Annotated in this window: 21 protein-coding genes and 2 pseudogenes; 6 read left to right on the top strand and 17 right to left on the bottom strand. The window is 61.6% G+C overall.

Annotation, left to right across the window (positions count from 1 at the left end):
• Positions 1-13 precede the first annotated feature (13 nt).
• The 9 genes from AC15MQ_RS09880 to AC15MQ_RS09840 all read right to left on the bottom strand — a co-directional run bounded on the left by AC15MQ_RS09880 (position 14) and on the right by AC15MQ_RS09840 (position 7,915).
• Positions 14-784, bottom strand: a complete 771-nt coding sequence (locus AC15MQ_RS09880) for an SDR family NAD(P)-dependent oxidoreductase (protein WP_483079996.1) — start codon at positions 782-784, stop codon at positions 14-16.
• A gap of 4 nt (positions 785-788) precedes the next feature.
• On the bottom strand, positions 789-1,331 hold the full coding sequence (locus tag AC15MQ_RS09875) for a DUF3833 domain-containing protein (RefSeq protein ID WP_287666653.1): 543 nt from the start codon (positions 1,329-1,331) through the stop codon (positions 789-791).
• Entirely contained in the window at positions 1,331-2,587 is a 1,257-nt protein-coding gene (locus tag AC15MQ_RS09870; protein ID WP_287666656.1) for an MFS transporter, read from the bottom strand. The genes AC15MQ_RS09875 and AC15MQ_RS09870 overlap by 1 nt, the downstream gene beginning before the upstream one ends.
• Positions 2,588-2,589: 2 nt before the next feature.
• Positions 2,590-3,117 carry a chalcone isomerase family protein gene (locus AC15MQ_RS09865; protein ID WP_287666659.1) on the bottom strand — a complete coding sequence of 176 codons (528 nt, stop codon included), beginning with the start codon at positions 3,115-3,117 and terminating at the stop codon, positions 2,590-2,592.
• The gene (locus AC15MQ_RS09860) at positions 3,117-4,346 is read right to left on the bottom strand and encodes an SAM-dependent methyltransferase (protein ID WP_287666662.1); all 1,230 of its coding nucleotides are present in this window, start codon (positions 4,344-4,346) and stop codon (positions 3,117-3,119) included. Before AC15MQ_RS09860 ends, AC15MQ_RS09865 begins: the two co-directional genes overlap by 1 nt.
• Positions 4,343-5,125 carry a DUF1365 domain-containing protein gene (locus AC15MQ_RS09855; RefSeq protein ID WP_483079995.1) on the bottom strand — a complete coding sequence of 261 codons (783 nt, stop codon included), beginning with the start codon at positions 5,123-5,125 and terminating at the stop codon, positions 4,343-4,345. The genes AC15MQ_RS09860 and AC15MQ_RS09855 overlap by 4 nt, the downstream gene beginning before the upstream one ends.
• Positions 5,122-6,462, bottom strand: a complete 1,341-nt coding sequence (locus AC15MQ_RS09850) for an NAD(P)/FAD-dependent oxidoreductase (protein WP_287666668.1) — start codon at positions 6,460-6,462, stop codon at positions 5,122-5,124. Before AC15MQ_RS09850 ends, AC15MQ_RS09855 begins: the two co-directional genes overlap by 4 nt.
• Before the next feature lie 16 nt (positions 6,463-6,478).
• Complete coding sequence (gene folE2, locus AC15MQ_RS09845) at positions 6,479-7,279, bottom strand: GTP cyclohydrolase FolE2 (protein WP_483079994.1); 801 nt, start codon at positions 7,277-7,279, stop codon at positions 6,479-6,481.
• Between the two features lie 66 nt (positions 7,280-7,345).
• The gene (locus tag AC15MQ_RS09840; protein WP_483079993.1) at positions 7,346-7,915 is read right to left on the bottom strand and encodes a glutathione peroxidase; all 570 of its coding nucleotides are present in this window, start codon (positions 7,913-7,915) and stop codon (positions 7,346-7,348) included.
• A 285-nt stretch (positions 7,916-8,200) separates the two neighbouring features.
• Here AC15MQ_RS09840 and AC15MQ_RS09835 point away from each other — a divergent pair, with 285 nt between their 5' ends.
• Positions 8,201-10,216 (top strand): hypothetical protein, encoded by a 2,016-nt coding sequence (locus tag AC15MQ_RS09835; protein WP_483079992.1) that lies wholly within the window; start codon positions 8,201-8,203, stop codon positions 10,214-10,216.
• Positions 10,217-10,695: 479 nt separating this feature from the next.
• On the opposite strand, the gene AC15MQ_RS09830 is transcribed toward AC15MQ_RS09835, so the two are convergent.
• Complete coding sequence (locus AC15MQ_RS09830; protein ID WP_483079991.1) at positions 10,696-11,241, bottom strand: septal ring lytic transglycosylase RlpA family protein; 546 nt, start codon at positions 11,239-11,241, stop codon at positions 10,696-10,698.
• A gap of 282 nt (positions 11,242-11,523) precedes the next feature.
• On the opposite strand from AC15MQ_RS09830, the pseudogene AC15MQ_RS09825 reads away from it, so the two are divergent.
• Positions 11,524-12,259 (top strand): annotated as a pseudogene (locus tag AC15MQ_RS09825) (formylglycine-generating enzyme family protein).
• A 208-nt stretch (positions 12,260-12,467) separates the two neighbouring features.
• Here the strand turns inward: AC15MQ_RS09825 and AC15MQ_RS09820 are convergent.
• The 3 genes from AC15MQ_RS09820 to AC15MQ_RS09810 form a co-directional block, all read right to left on the bottom strand.
• Complete coding sequence (locus AC15MQ_RS09820) at positions 12,468-13,349, bottom strand: dihydrofolate reductase family protein (RefSeq protein ID WP_483079990.1); 882 nt, start codon at positions 13,347-13,349, stop codon at positions 12,468-12,470.
• Between the two features lie 205 nt (positions 13,350-13,554).
• The gene (locus AC15MQ_RS09815) at positions 13,555-13,998 is read right to left on the bottom strand and encodes an OsmC family protein (protein ID WP_287666688.1); all 444 of its coding nucleotides are present in this window, start codon (positions 13,996-13,998) and stop codon (positions 13,555-13,557) included.
• Positions 13,995-14,318 carry a hypothetical protein gene (locus AC15MQ_RS09810; protein WP_287667566.1) on the bottom strand — a complete coding sequence of 108 codons (324 nt, stop codon included), beginning with the start codon at positions 14,316-14,318 and terminating at the stop codon, positions 13,995-13,997. The genes AC15MQ_RS09815 and AC15MQ_RS09810 overlap by 4 nt, the downstream gene beginning before the upstream one ends.
• Between AC15MQ_RS09810 and AC15MQ_RS09805 the strand changes: the two genes are divergently transcribed.
• Positions 14,239-15,540 carry a PQQ-dependent sugar dehydrogenase gene (locus tag AC15MQ_RS09805; RefSeq protein WP_483079989.1) on the top strand — a complete coding sequence of 434 codons (1,302 nt, stop codon included), beginning with the start codon at positions 14,239-14,241 and terminating at the stop codon, positions 15,538-15,540. The genes AC15MQ_RS09810 and AC15MQ_RS09805 overlap by 80 nt on opposite strands.
• Before the next feature lie 181 nt (positions 15,541-15,721).
• A pseudogene (locus AC15MQ_RS09800) lies at positions 15,722-15,931 on the top strand (HU family DNA-binding protein); the annotation flags it as partial.
• A 212-nt stretch (positions 15,932-16,143) separates the two neighbouring features.
• Here the strand turns inward: AC15MQ_RS09800 and AC15MQ_RS09795 are convergent.
• The 4 genes from AC15MQ_RS09795 to AC15MQ_RS09780 are packed head-to-tail and all read right to left on the bottom strand — an operon-like array spanning position 16,144 to position 18,177.
• Entirely contained in the window at positions 16,144-16,947 is an 804-nt protein-coding gene (locus tag AC15MQ_RS09795) for a sulfite exporter TauE/SafE family protein (protein ID WP_483079988.1), read from the bottom strand.
• Between the two features lie 6 nt (positions 16,948-16,953).
• The gene (locus AC15MQ_RS09790) at positions 16,954-17,409 is read right to left on the bottom strand and encodes a DUF6691 family protein (protein ID WP_483079987.1); all 456 of its coding nucleotides are present in this window, start codon (positions 17,407-17,409) and stop codon (positions 16,954-16,956) included.
• Between the two features lie 10 nt (positions 17,410-17,419).
• The gene (locus tag AC15MQ_RS09785; protein ID WP_287666690.1) at positions 17,420-17,851 is read right to left on the bottom strand and encodes a YeeE/YedE family protein; all 432 of its coding nucleotides are present in this window, start codon (positions 17,849-17,851) and stop codon (positions 17,420-17,422) included.
• On the bottom strand, positions 17,848-18,177 hold the full coding sequence (locus AC15MQ_RS09780; RefSeq protein ID WP_332335257.1) for an ArsR/SmtB family transcription factor: 330 nt from the start codon (positions 18,175-18,177) through the stop codon (positions 17,848-17,850). The genes AC15MQ_RS09785 and AC15MQ_RS09780 overlap by 4 nt, the downstream gene beginning before the upstream one ends.
• Before the next feature lie 82 nt (positions 18,178-18,259).
• Here AC15MQ_RS09780 and AC15MQ_RS09775 point away from each other — a divergent pair, with 82 nt between their 5' ends.
• Both AC15MQ_RS09775 and AC15MQ_RS09770 read left to right on the top strand, forming a co-directional pair.
• A complete protein-coding gene (locus AC15MQ_RS09775) occupies positions 18,260-19,120 on the top strand; it encodes an MBL fold metallo-hydrolase (protein ID WP_287666693.1) in 861 nt (286 codons plus the stop codon).
• A gap of 161 nt (positions 19,121-19,281) precedes the next feature.
• Complete coding sequence (locus tag AC15MQ_RS09770; RefSeq protein WP_287667505.1) at positions 19,282-19,647, top strand: carboxymuconolactone decarboxylase family protein; 366 nt, start codon at positions 19,282-19,284, stop codon at positions 19,645-19,647.
• Positions 19,648-19,925 lie beyond the last annotated feature (278 nt).

The following is a 19,925-nucleotide window of genomic DNA, read 5'->3' as shown; positions in this document are numbered from 1 at the left end:
TGCGGGCGGCTGCTCATGCACCGCTGAGAAAGCGAACCAGCGGGAAGTAGAGGCGGTACGGCAGATGCGCGAGCAGTTTCATCACCCGCGTGAAACGCTTCGGATAGTGGATTTCGAAAGCACTCCCGGCAAAACCGTCGATCGTCGCCAGTGCCGCCTGTTCGGCGGTGAGCAGCGCCGGCATCGCGAAATCGTTCTGCGCGGTCAGCGGCGTGGCGACAAAACCTGGATTGATCACCCGCACGCCGATTCCTTTCGGCCGCAGATCGAGATAGAGCGCCTCGGCAAAATTGATCAGCGCCGCCTTCGTCGGGCCATAGATCAGCGACTTCGGCAAGCCGCGATAACCGGCGACACTGGCCACGAAACCAATCTGGCCGTTACCCTGCCGCAACAGTTGCGGCACCACACTGGCCGCGAAGGAAATGGCACCGACGAGGTTGACGTCGATCATCCGGCGGGCTTTGGCCATATCGAGCTCCCAGGCGCGCATGGGCACATAGTCACCTGCCACGTACAGCGCGACATCGACACCGCCCCACTCTGCCAGCAAGGCGTCCCAGGCGGCGTGCAGGCTCGCTGCGTCGGCGGCATCGCAGGGCAGCACCAACGCCCGCCCGCCTCCGGCCGCGGCAACCTCCGCCAGGCGAACCGCGCTGCGCGCCGACAGCGCAACGCGTGCGCCGCGCGCCAGCAGCAAACCGGCGAGCGCCGCACCGATGCCCGTCGAAGCCCCGAGCAGCCAGACGCGTTGATCCGACCAGTCGGCAATGCGTGGATTCATCGTTTCAGCGCCTGGTGAAACTCAGCGTCACGTCGCCGAGATGGAAGCCGAACTTGCGCATCGCCGAGCGGTTGAGCATCACCTTGTCGTCGATCAGATACATCCAGTCGTCGAAGTCGACGTTCCAGACCCGGCCGTCGACCGGCAGGGCGAGCACGTATCGCCAACGCAGCGCGTTGCCGGCGGCCTCGCCCTGCGCCTCGCCGACGACGTCGTCGGCACGGCCGACGTAGCGTGACGCATCAACGCGGGTGATCGTCCACACCCGCCGCGACGTCGTGCCGTCCGACCACGAGAAGTTCTCGTCGAGCGTCCCGACATCGACGCCGTCACGTTTTTCCCAGGTAGCGTCGATGACGACATGAAAGCGCTTGATCACTTCGCCCGAGCGATCCTGGAATATTCCCCAGCCATCGATCGTACCGTTGAAATAGCGCGCCAGATCGAGTACAGGCTGTTCAGCCCGGTAACGCTCGACCGGCGTGCCGGCGCAACCACCGAGACCGAGGATTCCGCAAGCGAAACAGGTCAGCCACAGGGTTTTCATCAGGAGACCTCCAGGGTACCGCGCCAGCGCCACGCGAGCACTGCGGCGGCGGACTTGAAGAGCAGAGGCAGCAGGCAATAGACGGTGGCAAGGCCGGCCGTCGCTCCGCCCTCACCCGGCCGATAGCCGACCAGATCGAGCAAGGGCAGCGACAGACCGGCGGCCAGCGCCAGATTGAGCTTGGCGACCAGGTTCCACCAGCCGAAATACGCGCCGGCCTGCGCTGCGCCGCCGCCCGCCGGACGTTCGCAAAGGTCGGCGAGCAAGGCCGCCGGCAGCGTCAGGTCGGCGCCCAGCGCCGCCCCCGAAAGCAGGCAGACGACGGCGAACGGCCAGACGTCGCCGGCCGTCAATCCCCAGGCCCAGACGAACGCGGCGACAGCGACGAACATCGAGATGACCCAGGTGCGTACGCGACCGAAACGCCTGGCCAGGACAACCCACAGCGGCAGGAACACGACGCCGCTGACGAAGTAGAGCGCGAGAAAGGCCCCGCTCCAGGCCTCGGCCCGCAGCACGTCGGCGACATAGAACAGAACCAGCGTCGCCGGCAAGGCCGCGGCGATGCCATTGACCACGAAGACCGCCAGCAGCCGGCGAAAACGGCTATCGTCAAGGACGCTGCGCAAGGCGCTGAACAGCCCGCCGCTGGCCGGCAGGCGCTCGACCGCGGAGGGGGTGCCGAATATCGTCCAGCTCGCCAGCAGCAGCAACAGCCAGGGGAAGATCTGCGCCAGCCCGGAAAGTCCCTGCGACAAATCCTGCGACAGCAGCCCCGGAAGCGCGGCTGCGAGGACCACACCCAGCAGGCCGAAACCTTCGCGACTGGCGGTCAGGCGGGTACGCTCGCCGGCATCGCGCCCCAGTTCCGCGCCCCAGGCCTGGTAGGCGACGCTGGCCAGCGAGAATCCGAAGTAGGTGCAAAACATGGAGGCGAGCAGCCACAGCGGCACCGCCACGGCCGGCGGCTGCAGCAGCGCCAGCATGCCCAGTGCCAGGCACGGCAGTGCCAGCAGGATCAGCCGCCGGCGGCTCGCCGTCCGGTCGCTCCAGCCGCCGAGCAGCGGATCGAGGCCGGCGTCGAGCAGGCGCGCTGCGAGCAGCAGTGCGCCGAGCAGGCTCAGGCTCATGCCCGCTGATTCGGCGTACAGCCGCGGCACGTGAACATAAACCGGCAGTGCCGCCATGGCCAGCGGCAGGCCGAGCGCACCGTAGGCGAGCAACTGTCGATGCGGCAGCGCCCGCGTGGCGGTCATGATCAAGACTCCGGGCGCTTGAGGAGTGCCGCGCGCAGGCTCGGACTACGGCTGCGGGGGTCGAGCCAGATGCCGAAGAACAGCCGCGCGAACTCGGCATCCACCACTTCGCCGGTCGCCCGGCCACGGTGATAGAACGCCGCGCCACGTCCCGGATAGTGCACACCGACGATGCTGTCGCCCTCCTTCACTTCGGGAAAGACGCGCCGCAGCTCAGGCTCCCAGCGCTGCAACTGCGCTTCACTGGCGCCGAGACGGCGCATTTCGTCGACGCTGGTCTGCACCAGGCGTTCGCGCGGGATGTCGCGCAGGTAGTCGAGCTGCAACGCCGAGGTGGCACCGGTGGCCGGGGTCGTCGTCGGCGCACCGGCGACCCACAGCGTCGCGCGATAGATCGGAAAGCCGAGCCAGCTCATTTCGCCGCTTCCCCACTGCCGCCAGGTAGCTTCCGACTGCCGCACCGCGTCCGGCAGGGCCTGCGCCAGGCCACTGCAGGCCCAGAGCAGCAGCGCCATCAGAGAGGTTTTCATCAGGCGTGTGCCAGTTCGAACTGCACCACGTCGGTACAACCGCTGTTGAAGCCGGCCTGGCAATACGCCAGATAGAAGCGCCACAGACGACGAAAACGCTCGTCGAAACCCTGCGCCTCGATTGCCGGCCAATGCCGTTCGAAGTTGCCGGACCATTCGGCCAGCGTGCGCGCATAGTCGCGACCGAAGGCAAACACGTCGCGCACCACCAGCCCAGCCCGGGCCGCCTGCTGGAAGACAACCGACGGACTCGGCAGCATGCCGCCAGGAAAGATGTGTTGCTGGACGAAATCCGTCCCCTGACGGTAACGCGCGAACAGGTCGTCACGAATCGTGATCACCTGCACGATCGCCCGCCCGCCAGGTGCCAACAACCGTTGCAGGGTCGCGAAGTAAGTCGGCCACCAGCGTTCGCCGACGGCTTCCAGCATCTCGATCGAAACGATATGGTCGAACTGCTCCCCGGCCAGGTCGCGATAGTCGCGCAACTCCAGGGTCACCTGTTGTTCGAGGCCGGCGAGCTGGATGCGCCGGCGAGCAAACTGGAGTTGCGCCGGCGACAGGGTCAGACCGACGACTTCGAGGTCGGCCTCGCGTGCAGCGATCTCCGCGAAAGCGCCCCAGCCACAGCCGATTTCGAGGACGCTCTGGCCTGGCCGGGAATTCAGGCGCTGCAGAATGCGCCGGTACTTGGCGAGTTGCGCCGCGGCCATCGAACACGGCGCATCGCTCGCGTACAGCGCGCTCGAATAGCTCATCGTCGGGTCCAGCCACTGTCGGTAAAAGTCGTTGCCGAGATCGTAATGGGCCATGATGTTGCGGCGCGAGCCAGTGCGCGTGTTGGCATTGAGCCAGTGGCGCAGGCGTGCCGTCAGCAGGCTCCACCATTGACCATAGACCGCTCGCGCGAGGCACTGGCGGTTGTTGGCCAGCAGGGTCAGCAGGCCGGCCAGATCCGGGCTGTGCCAGTCGCCGTCGATCCAGGCATCGGCGAAGCCGACATCGCCACGTTCCAGAATGCGTTCGAACATCGACCAGTCAGCGACCTCGAGTGTCGCCGCAGCGTGCCCGACCTGGCCGAAGCGCTGCAGCGAGCCGTCGGGCAGGCAAATTTCCAGAGATCCGTGTTCGATTCGTTCCAGCAGCGCCAGTACCGCCCCGGCACTACGCGGCTGCGGCTTGGACGCCGGCCTCGAAGGAAGGGTCAGCGTGGATTCCATGCTGTTCATCGGGTCGTCTCCTCAAGTGGAGGTGCAGGCTTGCGAAAGAAGGGGACGCGTTTGCGCCACAGCTTCAGGGCCTGCCAGTGAATGCGCAGGATGACGCCGAGGGTCAGCAGCGGGAAGCGGACAAAGGCCTTGAGCAAGGGCCCACTGGCCAATGGCTCGGCGTTCCCGGAGATCGCGGTATGCAGCAGGTCGCCCGCGGCGTCGCCGTGGTCGATGCGCGCCAGCCGCCAGGCGGCGTTGCCGTCTTGCCCGGCGCGCGCGTGAAAGCGGAAGCGGTAGTGGCCGGCAACGGCCATGAACGGGGAGACATGGAAGACCTTGCTGCGCTCGATGGTCTCGCCGTCGCGGATCGCTCGGCCGTCGGCATGCGTCAGCAGATAGTTGTGGCGCTCACCGAAGGTATTGTTCACCTCGGCGAGGACGGCGAGCAGGTTCCCCGCACGGTCGTGGCAGAACCACAGGCTGATCGGGTTGAAAACGAAACCGAGAACGCGCGGAAAGCACTGCAGCCAGACTTCGCCATCGGCGCGTACGCCTTCCTGTTCCAGCAGAGCGCGTATCCAGGGCAGTGGATGCGAGCCGTCACGCGCACCGTGGTCGGCGAAGTGGAAGCTGAACAGATTCCAGCGATTGACCGAGAACAGCGCACTTGCCGAGCAGGCGACCTCGGAGAGCGGCAACACGCAGAAATAGACCGGATAGACGAAGCGATGCTCAGCCGGCCGCAAACGGCGGTGCATCACCTGTCCGAAGAACAGGCGAGCCGGCGTCTCGTTCATGCGGCGCGCTCCGCCATCCGCCGGAAGGCGGGCGCTGGCGAACTCGCCGCTTCGCGGCCCTGCCACGGTGCGTGACATCCCAGGCCATTGGCCACCTGCAGCGCCGATTTCAGCCCGTCCTCATGAAAACCGTAGCCGTTCCAGGCGCCGCAGAACCACACCCCGCGCTTGCCGGAAATCGCCGGCAACGCGTGCTGTGCGGCGATCGCCGGGCCATCGAAAAGCGGATGCTCGTAGTCGAATTCGGCGATCACCGAGTCCGCCTTCGGCTGGCGCTGCGGGTTCAGCGAGACCATCAGCGGGGTCTTGAAGGGCAGTGGCTGCAGGCGGTTGATCAGGTAGGAGACGCTCACCGGCCGGCGATCCAGTTCCTGAACGCTCGACAGGTAGTTCCACGCCGACCACAGGGCCCGATTGCGCGGCAGCAGCGCCGCATCGCTGTGCAGCACGGCACGGTTCGGTTCGTAGCGGATCGCCCCGAGCAGGCGACGCTCGTCGGGCGTCGCCGCAGCGGCCAGGATCGCCAGGGCCTGGTCGCTGTGGCAGGCCAGCACCACCTGGTCGTAGGTCTCGACTGCGCCATCGGTGACGAGTTGCAGGCCATCATCCGTCCGCTGCACGCTGCGCACCGGCGTGCCGATGCGGATGTCGGCCAGGCCAGCGGCCAGTTTCCTGACGTATTCGCGGCCACCGCCCCTGACCGTTCGCCAGAGCGGCCGGTCGAAGACCTGCAGCAGGCCGTGATTGCGGCAGAAGCGCACGAAGCTGGTCAGCGGGTAGTCGAGCATCTGCCCCGCCGGGCACGACCAGATCGCCGCCGCCATCGGCAGCAGGTACCACTCGGCAAAAGGGCGCGAATAGCGCCCGGCGGCGAGAAACTCGCGCAGGCTGCCGCCATAGTCGGGATACTGATCGATCCAGGCGACGCTTTCGCGGTTGAAGCGCAGGATGTCGGCGAGCATGCGCCAGAAGTCGCGGCGCAGCAGGTTGCGCTTCTGCCCGAAGACGGTCGCCAGGCTGCTGCCCGCCCACTCGATCCCGGGCTCTTCGAGACTGACCGCAAAGGACATCTCGGTCTCGACGCTGGCAACGCCCAGATGCGTGAACAAGGCCGTCAGGTGCGGGTAGGTGTGCGTGTTGTAGACCAGGAAGCCGGTGTCAACCGGGTGGCACACCCCTTCGAGCGACACATCGACGGTATTGGTGTGCCCGCCGAGATAAGCACCCGCTTCATAGAGCGTCACCGCGTGCCGCTGCGCCAGCAGCCAGGCACTCGCCAGTCCGGAAATCCCCGCGCCGACGACGGCGATGCGCTGTCCCTCTGCTGATCCGTGCATGCTCATGTCCGCGTGCTCAAGCGTTGTCGCCGCTGATCTCGGCGTAAGCCGAATGGTTGTGGATCGATTCGAAGTTCTCCGACTTGACCGTCCATTGCGCGATGCGCGGTTCGCGCATCAGGCGCAAGGCAATGTCGCGCACCAGATCCTCGACGAATTTCGGATTGTCGTAAGCGCGCTCGGTCACCCATTTCTCGTCCGGCCGCTTGAGTAGCCCGAAGACCTCGCACGACGCTTCCTCCTCGGCCAGTCGCACCAGTTCATCGGGCGTCATCGCGGCACGCAGTCTGGCGATGATCGTGATGTGCGAACGCTGGTTGTGCGCGCCGTACTCGCTGATCTCCTTGGAGCACGGGCAGAGGCTGGTCACCGGCGCGACGACTTCGAGCGTCAGCTCGGCCGCCTGCCCTGCACGCCTGGCCACGATCATCCGCACGTCGTAGTCGAGCAGGCTCTCGACAGCCGATACCGGCGCTGCCTTGCTGATGAAGTACGGGAAGGCCAGTTCGATCTCGCCGCTGCTCGCGTCGAGGCGCAGCAGCATGTCCTCGAACATGCGCAGCAGACGGTCGGCGTTCAATGGCGCCCGCCGTTGTTCGAGAATCTCGACAAAGCGCGACATGTGCGTGCCCTTGACCTCGGGCGGCAGCCCGACCGACATCGTCACTTGTGCGACCGTGTGCTGCACGCTGCCGTCGGCGTCGAGCAGGGCGAGCGGATAGCGCAGGCCCTTGACGCCCACCTTGTGGATCGCCAGTTGCCGCTGGTCGGCGCTGCCCTGGACATCGGGGAGGAGGAATCGGTCTGGTGCGTTCATGTCTTGTTCTCCGGTGGAGCAATAAGTCGGTGCCTGGCGACAGCGGGCGGGCGACCCCTTCTATCCCTACTTGCCGAGGAATGCATCGATCCTGGCCAGCAATTCCCTGTCGTCCGGCTTGACGCGGCTGCCGAAGCTCAGTACCCGCGTGCCGCTACGGTCGATCAGGTATTTGTGGAAATTCCATTGCGGCGCGTCGCCGGTCGCCCTGGCGAGTTGCGCGTAGAGCGGGCTGGCGTTCTTGCCGACGACGGTGGCCTTGGCGAACATCGGGAACTGCACCCCGTAGGTCAGCCGGCAGAACTCGGCGATCTCCTGGTTGCTGCCCGGCTCCTGCTCACCGAAGTCGTTCGACGGGAAGCCGACGACGACCAGTCCTCGCGCCTTCAGCCGGGCATAGAGTTTCTCGAGTCCGTCGTACTGCGAGGTGAAGCCGCAGTAGCTGGCGGTGTTCACCACCAGCAGCACCTTGCCCTGCCACTGGCAGAGCGATTGCGGCTTCTGATCCTGCAGCGCGGGAAAGCTGTGGTTGAGCAGGGGTGGGCAGGACGCGGACGCGGCGACCGGAAGCGCGGCGAATAAACCGGTCACCAGCATGAAAACAGCCAGCAAGATCGGTCGCGGTAGTACGGTCATCGCTCTTGCCACGGTCGGAGGATCAGTACCACGAGCAAGATTTGCAAGAAACACGGGGCTCCGATGGTCGAGGACATCCCCCCCCATCGACCATTGCGCCAGTATTGGAGCGAGCCACGCCAATCCTGAATCGCTGCCGGCCAAGGCAGATTCAACAGGTTGATGGACTGTGCATCAGGTCGCGTTAAGCGTTCTCGCACACTCACCGGGAAGGCTCTTGACACACTCTTTTCGAGGCTCGCCATTCATTTTGTCCTGGACAATTTATTCAATGATACAGAAGATATGCTTAAACAGCACATCTGTCAAGAGATGCCTATATTTTGTCATGGACAATGTGACGATACGCACAGTCATGTTGCGCGTCACCAGGAACCGGGCGCAAGGCTTGCTCAGCAATTGCATACGGTCAGCGCAGGGGAACATGAGCGCGGGGGGTTAGTGCCGGCCGAAACTCGCCAGCGCCCCGGTTTGCTCCTGGAACTTCTGGCTCGCGGGCTCGGGAGGCGCTATATTCGGGCTCTCGACCGACATGCCGACAATACCCACGGAATTGCCATTTTTCCTTCTCTACTCCCGATGAACGCCTCTCTCTACGAAAAGTATCGCGTCCCACCGACTTACAGCACGACCCGCTTTAGCACGCTGAGTTTTGTATTGCGCAAGGCAGAGATGGCTATGGCCCTTACGGCGGCAGAATGGCAATGGTTGGAGAAACAACAATTGTCCGTTGCAATCGACGTGATCAGTGCCCAGGAAGCGTACCGGAGCGCTCTGGCAGAAGAAATTCGACTTGAAATACTGGACCTGCGACGGAATCGACTACTCTCGTCCAGGATCAACGCCGTGCCAAGTCTCACTGCCGACTCTGAAACCGCCTTGATCCTCTACAAGGTACACAACCTCGAGTTGCTAGACCAAGTAGAAGAAAGGTTTGTTGATTCCAGCTATGCCACTGTCCGCGAGTTCAATCAACTCAAGACACAACTGGATCTGACCGAGGACATCCCCTGCGAAATGACATCGAGGAGGATATTGCTCCAGTTGAGTGAAGGGCAAGTTCTCGCCAGCAATGACTTGGAATGGCTGCGCCAGAAACACATCGTATCCGTCGTCAAGCGCTTGGCGATGCATTTCGGGACCTTGTGCCAAACACATGGAATCAATGCTTCCGAATTGCCCGCCGAAGACCGGCTTCAGCTTCAAATCATCTTGCAGAAGCTGGAAGAACAGACCCTCCCTGACGAACATGAGCAGCGATACCTTCAGCAGCATGGCTTTTTGACGGTTTCAGCCGCTTGCCGGAAGATTGAGTTTTCCTCCCTGAAGGCAAAGTATCAAGCAGCGCAAATGGCAGAAGATTCGCCAAGCACGCACTTGTACTTAGTGCTCAAGAGAATCGACGCTGACCTGCCCTTGGCGGAGGCAGACCTCAATTATCTGAGAAAACGCAAGCTCAACGATACCATCGTACTTGCCGTCGAGCACCACGCCAAACGGCTGATTGCCAAGGTCGAGCAGGGGCTGGAATTGACGACAGAAGACGTCGTCTGGTGCCAAGGCAACCAATCGGAAAAGGTTCTTTTGCTGTCGCTGAAGAAGTTCTTTGGCGTGGAGCATCGCGAGGACACTGTAGAAAGCCCACTCTACCGGATTCTACAAAAACTCAAGACCGAGCAATGCCTCAACGATCAGGAGGTGGTCTGGCTAACCACCGAGGATTGGTGTCAACCGAGGCACCCTATGAGGCCCCCGTCTCAGCCTTCCACAAGAAATGAAAGGAACAAGATTTACGTTTCGTGCTATAGGCTGAAAGCCCTGTTCTGCGAAGCGGAGTTCAAACGCACGAAAAACTTCTGGTTGCTGGCCAGCAGCAGTGCTCACTGGCGCCGGGCGGAGGAGCCGGAACGATCGCTGAGCCTGACTGAACTGGATCTCTCCAGAATCGCAGAAGCCAAGCTCAAGCAAGCCTTGTTGACCACCCGCGGGGGCGCGCTGCGCGATCTGGAACGCTTGGGCGAGGCAGAGGAATGCGCCTTGCAGGCGATCCAGTACTACCCCCACAGCCACAACCCGTACACCTTGATGGGTGCCTTGTGCTATGACACCAGGCGCTATGAAGAAGGAACCCGTTGGTTCGAGGAGGCGAGAAAACGGGGAGCGACGGAGAACGACGAAGACGCCGAGATCAAACGCATCCTGCGCAAGCGCAACGACCCGGAGTTGAAGGAGTATCTGCTGAAGAAAGATCCTGACCGCTACGCCTGGATCCGGAAGTTACGGCCTGCCAAGGGAATGTAATAGGAGAGGATGAACAGCGATTTCACGAAATGGATGTGCTGGTCACCTGGAATTGCACTCATATCGACACTCCGATCAAGTTACCGGTCATGTGGCGCGGTTTGTCCACAGTGATGATCCTACGCTGAAGAATGAGGCCCCTGGCTCGACTCGTTCAATCATGCGCCGCAGCACACTTATCAACCCGAACCCGACCAGTCTCCTAGCGACACTCTATAAGTCCGGCGATGACCCGGCTACCGGCGCGAACCAGCGCCTGTCAGTTGCGCAGGGAGACGATGTCGTCGCCTTCCCGTTCGAGGATATAGCTCGTTGCTACCCGTAATACCACTGCAGTGTGCATTGACGATCAGGAGCCGGCTATGTGCCATCGATTCTGCCTGAGTGCTTACTTCGTCACGTCACCATGCATCGACTGGCGATCCGTCCGCCGTTGTGGTGGGAGGAGGAGCAGTGCCAGCGGATCCTTGTTCAGATCGTCACTTGGCTCGAACGTCGGAGGAGCGTCTGTCTGTCTTGGCGTCATGCGCCGCGACGCCGGCTTTCACACTGCCGTCAGGCATCGGGACCGCCACTGGGGCGACTTCCACCTTGGCCACGCCTTCGTCTTGCGTGATCCCGATCTTCTGCGCCGTGGACGGCGAGAGATCCACTATCCGCCCATTGACATGCGGCCCACGGTCCTGGATGGTGACCACCGCGGTCTGCCCGGTGTCGATATTGGTGACCTTGGCGGTGGTGCCGAGCGGCAGCGTCTTGCTTGCCGCGTTGTTACCCTGCAGTTTCATTGCGGTGCCGTCCGCCATCTTTTTGCCGGCAAATTTTTTCGAGTAGAACGAAGCCTTACCGACTCGCTTGTGTCCCGACAGGTCGGGGTGATGTTTGGCCAGTGCGGCGGCATGCTGCGATGGCGCCGCTTCCTGCGCTGCGGCACGAGCAAGGGGGGTGACCCCGATCGCGCTGCCGCCGACGCTCCAGACCATGAAGGATATGGCCAAGCTCTTGAATCGGGAAATCTTCGGCATGTTGTCAATGCTCCCGCTGGGGATGGTGATTGGGCGTGTCGGACTGGCCGGTGACCTGCCTTGCTGGCCCGGCCTCCCGTCATGCCAGCGCGAACAGAAGCCATGTGCTAGGCGGGCGAAAGCGACAGCCCCATCAGAACGGGAACGTCTTGCTTGAGAATTCATCGATCGCGCCCACAAGGGTATGGATTGAAGCCGACTCGCTCTGTACGGCAGCGCGCATAGAAGAAGGAGGACTGCGGGTATCATCGGGCCAACCCATCCCTGCGAGTGCGCCTCACGATGACTGCTTCTTCCGACCCACTCCGGTCGCCCCTCTGGCCGGACATCGACTGGGTCGAAATACCCGGCGGCGACTATATCTACCAGGACGGAAAGCGTCGCACGCTGCCGACCTTCCATATGGCACGCCACCCGATCACCAATGTGCGCTACCAGGCCTTCATCGACGCCAGCGGCTATGACGACGAGCGCTGGTGGCAAGGAATCGAGCGCCCGCAGCCGCAGGAGTCGCGCTGGCCGCAAGCGACACGGCCCTGCATCAGCGTCAACTGGTACGAGGCCGTGGCATTCTGTCGTTGGCTCAGCGAGCAACTCGGCTACACCGTGCGGTTGCCGTCCGAAGAAGAATGGGAACGCGCAGCCCGCGGCCGCGATGGCCGCGCCTTTCCCTGGGGCGACGATTACCATACGGGCTACGCCAACATCAATGAGACTTGGGACAACGCTGGAGAGTGCAAACTCGAACAGACCACGATCGTCGGCGCCTATCCGCAAGGCGCCTCGACTGAGGGCGTGCTCGACCTGGCCGGCAACGTCTGCGAATGGTGTCTGAACAAACATGCGCATCCGGAGGAAATCGCAGCCCGATGCCAGTGGCGACGCGCGCGTGCTGCGCGGCGGCTCCTGGTATGGCAACCCTGACGCCGTGCGCTGCGCCGAACGCAACTGGAACAGCCCCGGCGAGCGGGTCGACAACGCCGGCTTTCGTCTGGTGTCGTCCGGCCCGATTCGCTGATCCGCGGATTTCTACCGATCATCCTGGCGTCCGCGAAGGCCCCCCATGCCAGTTCTTTGTCGCCATCGGCGCACCGCGACCAGGCAGGCCGTTGCCATCGCGCGATCCAGGGCTGGCAAAAGTCGCGGCACATCGTCCTGTCGGCGCAATACCGGCATCTCTGATCATTCCATCCGGGCCGACCTCGCTATCGGCGTGGATGGTCGCGTCATATCCGGCTCGTCCGGGACTCGGAAAACGAGTATCGCAGAAACAGATGACTGCTGCCGCGCCGCACGTCACGCAAAGTTCCCCACGGGGTCTCCCCCGGCGCGAATGCCTGCCCCATGACCAGGCCGAGCCGCCGGTCGTCCGCCGTATCGCGGCCGGCAATCTGCGGTGCGAGTGTCAGGAACTGCTCGTCGATGAGCCGCTGCGCGTAAAAATCACCCAGCAATCGCGGCCCACCCTCGACCAGAATCAGCTTGCCGGGACTCAGCCGACACACCTCTTCGAGAATGGCGCTGGCCGCGATTGTGCCCACGCTGCTACGCATCGCGCGGACCTCCACCGCATCAGGCACACCCTGTTTGAGCATGCGCTGCGCACCCGCTGTCGTCGTAACGATCAACGTCTGCACCTTGCCGGAGGCGAACACCGGCAACCGAAGATCAATCTCGCCGCTGCCGCTGACGATCACATTCAGGGGTGCCTCGCTTTTACCCAACGCCTTGCTCAGCCGTCGATAGTCATCCGCGAGTTCGGGAAAAATGGCTCTGGCCGTCCAGACATGCTGGCGATCGGCGCCCAGAGTGCCCGCACCGATGATCACCACGTCGGCAATGGCGCGCAACAGGCCCATCACCATGCGATCCTGGGCACTGAATCCGCTGATGTCCCCGCCGCTGGCGTGCCCCTTCACATTGAGTGAGACGACGCCATCCATTGTGGTCACAAAATTGCTGAGGACATAAGGATGCGTACGTGGCTGGGGCATGCGCAGGCTGCCGTACAGCCGCGCCAGCTTGGGAGGCAGCGGCAACCTCTTGCCGCGCTTCGTTTCGAAAAGCTTCTGGAGCGGTGCCAGCGGGGTAGAAGCGCGCCGGGGCATGGGGTCAGTCGCGGCGGACTTCAAAGGGTTGCCATTGGAGAACGCTATCGGTCATCTCGGCCGCGTATTTTCCTTGACTCATGTAGCGACTTCTTTCGGGTCCCCGACTCTGTCGGAGCAAAGCAGCCATGTGCCTTCAATCAATTCACGGCCCCTGAGGTAAGTAAGCGAATCGCCCATACGGGGCGATTCACCGATCAGGTGGTCACCCTACGCGTCTCGGTGTGGCCACCAGGGTGATTTCCGGAACGCTGGCCAGAGCCTTCGACAGAGGGCAGTCACGCTTGGCCGCAGCAGCGATCTCCTGAAACTTCGCGTCGTCAATGCCGGGAACCGTGGCCTGCATGGTCAGCGCGATACGGTCGATGACAAAACCTTCACCCTGTTTGGACAGGCGCACACTGGCCGTGGTATCCACGTCGGTAGTCGCCAATCCCGCTTTATCGCAGGCGAACGAAAATGCCATCGTGAAGCAGGCAGCGTGAGCTGCGGCAAGAATTTCCTCGGGGTTGGTGCCGGGCCGGCCATCCTCGAAGCGGCTGGCAAAACCATACGGGTATTGCTTCAGCGCACCGGTTGCGGTGCTGATCGCACCCAGACCCTGCTTGCCCTGGCCTTCCCAATGAACGCTGGCGGTCTTTTCAATCATGATGTGTCTCCATTATTACCGGGTTTGGCAACTGGCTTGCCGAACGCAATTTTGCGGGTCAAAGAAACAACCGTCTGTTCGCTATCGAACGGACAGCACAAGTGAGCCATGAAAACGTGATCCCTGCGAAAAGCATCTTCAGTTTCATCACCGATGAATTGAAGGTCGAGAATTGAATCGGCGTTTTCACCTGAGGCAATGCACATGCGTTGGTCAAGCCCACACTTGATCGCTGTTTTTATGGGCGTGTCGTCCAGCATGGTCATGCTGACCCTCAGTGCTTGTGGAGATATGGCGACCTTGCCCATCTCGGCTGGCATCGGGCCACACCCTGCGCTGCCAGCGCCACGACACGCACTGTTTCCCACCGTAAATATCGCCACGGCCCAGGGCTGGTCGCCGGGGATGACTCCGCAGTCCGCGCCGGGTACGCAGGTGGTCGCATTCGCCCGCGGCTTGGATCATCCGCGCTGGCTCTATGTCCCGCCGAACGGTGATGTGCTTGTTGCGGAGAGCAATGCGCCGCCCAAACCCGAGGACGGCAAGGGCATCAAGGGCTGGTTGATGGGGCTGGTGATGAAGTGGGCAGGGGCTGGCGTACCCAGTGCCAACCGCATCACCCTGTTGCGAGACAGCGATGGCGACGGCGTGGCTGATGTTCGCTCGGTGTTGCTGGACGGTCTGAACTCGCCTATTGGTATGGCGCTGGTCGGCAACGATCTCTACATCGCCAATTCCGACGCGATAGTACGTTTCCCTTACGCCGCTGGCGACACGCGCATCAGCGCGCGCGCCAGCAAAGTCGTGAATCTGCCTGCTGGTCCGATCAACCACCACTGGACCAAAAATCTGATTGCCAGTGCCGACGGAAGCAAGCTCTATGTGACTGTCGGCTCGAACAGCAACGTCGCCGAACGAGGCATGGAAGCGGAGGTTGAGCGCGCCGCCATCTGGGAAGTGGATATCGGCAGCGGTGCGCATCGGCTTTTTGCCACCGGTCTGCGCAACCCGAATGGTCTGGCCTGGGAACCGCACAGCGGCGCCTTGTGGACGGTGGTTAACGAGCGCGACGAACTCGGCAGCGACCTGGTGCCCGATTACCTGACGTCGGTACGTGATGGTGGCTTTTACGGCTGGCCATACAGTTACTACGGGCCGCATATCGACGAACGTGTGACGCCGCCACGCCCTGATCTGGTGGCCGCAGCGATTGCACCCGATTACGCCCTGGGGCCGCACACCGCGCCGCTGGGCCTGTCATCTTCCGCTGGCACGACCTTGCCGGAAGTGTTCACGAAGGGCATGTTCATCGGCCAGCACGGCTCGTGGAACCGACGACCGCACAGTGGCTACAAGGTCATCTTCGTGCCGTTCGACAAGGGCAAACCGTCCGGCGAGCCCGTCGATGTGCTGACCGGTTTCCTCAGCGGAGACGGCAACGCCTTTGGCCGGCCAGTCGGCGTGGTACTCGACAAGTCGGGAGCGTTGCTGGTTGCCGATGACGTGGGCAATGTCGTCTGGCGAGTCAGTGCCCGGCACTGAGTCAAGCAATCCAAGCCATTCCAGGTCGCGCCTTCGTGCCATATGGTCACTATTTCCCCAACTTTGCTGTTCACGATCGTCATGTACAGGCGAGCTTGGCTTGACACACCGAGGACCCGCATTCACCGATCTAGATGTGGTGATCACCGGTAGCCCAGGGCCAGACGGTAGAATGCGGAGCTTGACGCGCTGCAAACTCATCACCGCCATCGCACCCCGCTTCCCAAACTTGATGGCGAAGGACGCGGAAATCGCGGTGAAAGAAATCCTTGACGCCATCGGGCGCTCCCTGGCACAAGGCGTTCGAGTCGAAATTCGTGGCTTCGGAAGTTTCAGTCTGAACTACCATCCGGCACGTACCGGGCGCAATCCGAAAAGCGGTGAGGCGGTTCCGAGGCGGGGATACCGGGAACGCCTTCCAAGCTGAGTGCGATAGCCTGACCGCTGTCCTCCATGTCCGACGCGTCCTCCCCGGAGTTCGGCAGGATCTGGCCAAATGCCCTGCCGCAGATCGGTGCGGTGGGCGCCTCCTTCGACACGGGGTACGGCAAGGCCGCCAGCGTCCCTGAGGGAAAAATGTTCTGCCCAAAGCAGGAAGCCTGATCAGGAATTGAAAGTTGCTTTGTAGATCAAACCCAAAGCCACGAGGATCAGTACTAGCGAGAACCCAAGCTGGACATGTCTTTCGACGATGCGTGACGCCAGCTTGCGCCCCAGCAGCATGCCGATGGCGGTTGCAAGCGCAAACAGAGCCGTCGTTTGCAGAGGCAGCGCAATGCCATGTACCACGGCGGCCACGACGCCGCCAGAACCAACCAGGGCAATCACCAACAAGGATGTAGCTACGATCCCGTGCATCGACATGTTGGTGAAGCGACGCAGCATGGGCACGATGACAAAGCCGCCGCCGACACCCAGCAATCCGGTCATGAATCCGGTGAGTGCACCGATGCTCACGAATAGTGACGCCGTCGTCCAGGACCAATGAAATCGGCCAGTGGTTGAATCGAGCCGCACCCAGGCTGCATCCTCTGCCGCAACTCCCGAAGCGGCCAGGCACGCTTGTCTCAACAAGCGCCCCGCTACGATCAGCATGACGAGGGCAAATGCGCCCAGCAGCCATCGCTGCGGCAGGATGTTCGCTACGCTAACGCCGGCAGACGTCAATGGCAGACCTGAGATGACCATCACCAACGCAGCCTTGTAGCGGACCAGCCCTTTTTTCAGGCCTTCCACAGCCCCCAGCGCAGCGCCGCCAGCCACTGCGATCAAAGCAACCGGCGCGGCTTGCTGCATCGACCAGCCCATGCCCGAGACCAGTGCAGGAACAGCGAGTATTCCGCCGCCAGCGCCCGTCAGCCCAAGCACCGCACCGACGACGATGCCGAGAATCAGTGTAATTTCCATGCCCGCCTATGCAGTCTTGCCATGGGTGTGTTTGCCATTCGCGGCAGTGACCGAGCGACGTTCAAGAATTTCGAATGCGCCCATTCCTGCCAACATGGCGACCACAAAAATCATCCCCTTGTCCGAGCCACTGCCGAGCAGAACCAGCGCCGGGCCGGGGCATATCCCCGCCAGCCCCCAGCCTATGCCGAACGTAACGCTTCCACCGATCAGGCGACGGTCAAGCTGACGTGACGTGGGCAATTGCATCGGCAGACCGAGCAGCGATTGGGTTCGTCTCCTGGCCAGCGCAAAGGCGAGACTGCCCATTGCAATCCCGCCGCCCATCACCAGGGCCAGGGAGGGATCCCACAGGCCCGCGAGATCGAGAAATGCCAGAACCTTCGCCGGATTGGCCATGCCGGCAAGAATCAAACCCAAGCCAAAGATCAAACCCGATAGCAGGGCAAACAGCAGATTCATCGCGATCTCCCTAAGCCAGCAAATGACGCATCACAAACACCGTGGCGAACCCTGCCGCCATGAACGACAGTGTGGCCACAATTGAGCGGGGCGACCGTCGCGAAAGCCCGCAGATCCCATGGCCACTGGTGCAGCCAGCGCCATAACGTGTACCCACGCCGACCAGCAGACCCGCCAGAATGATCAGGCCTGAGCCTGCTTCGATCCGTATTTCTGGCAATGGGGCCAACACTCGGTATAGCAGTGGGGCCAGGATCAAACCGATGACAAAGGCCGCACGCCATCCCAGGTCACCACGTTGTGGTCGTAGCAGGCCGCCGACGATGCCGCTGATACCCGCAATGCGGCCGTTACACAGGGCAAGCAGCGCCGCGGCGACGCCGATCAACACGCCGCCGGCCAAGGAAGACAGCGGGGTGAAATGATTCCAGTCAATCGTCATGGATTCTGGTCCTTTGGGCAATACAGGTCATACAAGCAGGTCAGGAGCGTCAGAACCTTCGGGTCATGCACCGAGTAGTAAATGTACTTTCCCTCGCGTCGCGTGTTGACCAGACCCTCGGTGCGCAAGACGCCTAGTTGTTGTGACAACGTCGGCTGACTGATCCCCACCAAAGCTTCCAGTTCTCCCACTGACTTCTCGCTCTGGCTTAACTGACAAAGCAACAACAGACGTTCCGGGTTGGCCAAGGCACGCAACACGCATGTCGCCTCGCCAGCGGCAACACGCATCACTTCGATGTTCAATGGGGGGGAGGACCTTTCCATGATTCTTCCAGAAGTTGCTTGACAACAATATATCAGCTGATATTATATTTTACAATATAATTTTTCCGTTCTTGAGGAAATCATGCGACCCCTTGTTGAAGCATTCTTCGATCACGTCACGGGAACCGTCAGCTACGTTGTCTACGACGAACCTAAAGGCCATGCCGCAATCATTGATCCCGTTCTTGCTTACGAGCCGAAATCGGGTCGAACCGCGACAGGACCGGCCGATTGCCTGATCCGGTTCGTCCAGAAAGCAGAGCTCACTCTCGACTGGATCCTGGAAACGCATGCCCATGCCGATCATTTGTCGGCTGCCCAGTACATCAAGTCGAACCTCGGGGGCACCGTAGCGATTGGTGAGCGGATTCGCCAGGTTCAGGCTGTGTTCAAAGGTCTGCTGAATCTGGGCAGCGATTTTTGCCAAGACGGATCTCAGTTCGATCATCTGTTCCACGAAGACGAAGCTTTTGTGATCGGTCGCCTGCAGGGAAAGGCATTGCTTGTTCCCGGACATACACCGGCCGATATGGCCTACGAAATCGGCGACGCAATTTTTGTCGGCGACACGTTGTTCATGCCTGATGTCGGCACGGCGCGCTGCGACTTTCCTGGCGGGGATGCCCACATGCTCTATCGCTCCATCCAGAAGTTACTCTCGCTTCCGGAACAAACTCGCCTCTTCGTGTGCCACGACTACCCTCCGGACGGTCGGCCTGCAAGCTGGGCGACTACGGTCGGCGAGCAACGACAACACAACATTCACGTAGGCAACAACAAGGATGAGGCTGCCTTCGTCGCCATCCGGAAAGAAAGGGACTCCGGGTTGGACATGCCGACTTTGATCTGGCCCTCGATCCAGGTCAACATTCGAGCCGGAGAATTGCCCCCCGCAGAAAGCAATGGTATGAATTATTTAAAAATTCCTGTCAATGCGATTTGAAATCGCGAAGTATGGTGATGAACCATTGATGACATCGCTATTGCCATGGATCAAACGCTTCGCAATCCACAGTGCCACCCTGGGCACGCACACCGACAAAGCAATCATTTAAGGAGAAGAGTTATGCAAGCCAACATAGTGTCTTTAGATCGGAGAAAATCATGAATGCCACAACGACAAGTTATCAAGACCTGACCCGTGCAGTTTCAAAAAACCTTGCAACCCTCCGCGCCGACATTCCGGAGGTGATGAAAGGTTTCAATGAATTGGCTCGCGCCGCAACCCAGAATGGTGCCCTGGACAAGAAAACCAAAGAGCTGATCGCTCTTGCTCTGGGAGTCGCCGCGCATTGCGATGCCTGCATCGGGTTTCACACGCAGGCTTTGGTGAAGCTTGGTGCGACAAAAGCCGAGGTTGAAGAGGCACTGGGAATGGCCGTTTATATGGGAGGCGGTCCATCCTTGATGTATTCAGCGAACGCGGTGGCGGCATTCGATGAGTTCGTCGGCATCCAGGCTACCAAATAAACGCTGGTGTAATTTTTGGAGCTTTCTGGGAGCTTTCTGGGAGTTTGCTGGCCTCGCTTTAACGCGACCCTGAAGCGTTCCGCAACGAGATCCACGAGTTCAGTCTGGAGGAGGCACGGATCTGACCGGGTCTATCTTTCTCACATTGCGAGGTAATGGCCATGTCAACTATTCCTCCCACCCGGGGCAACGGATGGGAGCGTGCGCCGCCTGTTGTTCGACGACGGCCGGATCGAAAATGTCCATGTGCTGCAGACCATGAACACCGAAGAACACAC

The sequence above is a fragment of the Candidatus Accumulibacter propinquus genome, assembly GCF_056856495.1.
Note: the sequence above shows the minus strand (reverse complement) of the source record. Positions and strands in the feature narration are given on the sequence as shown.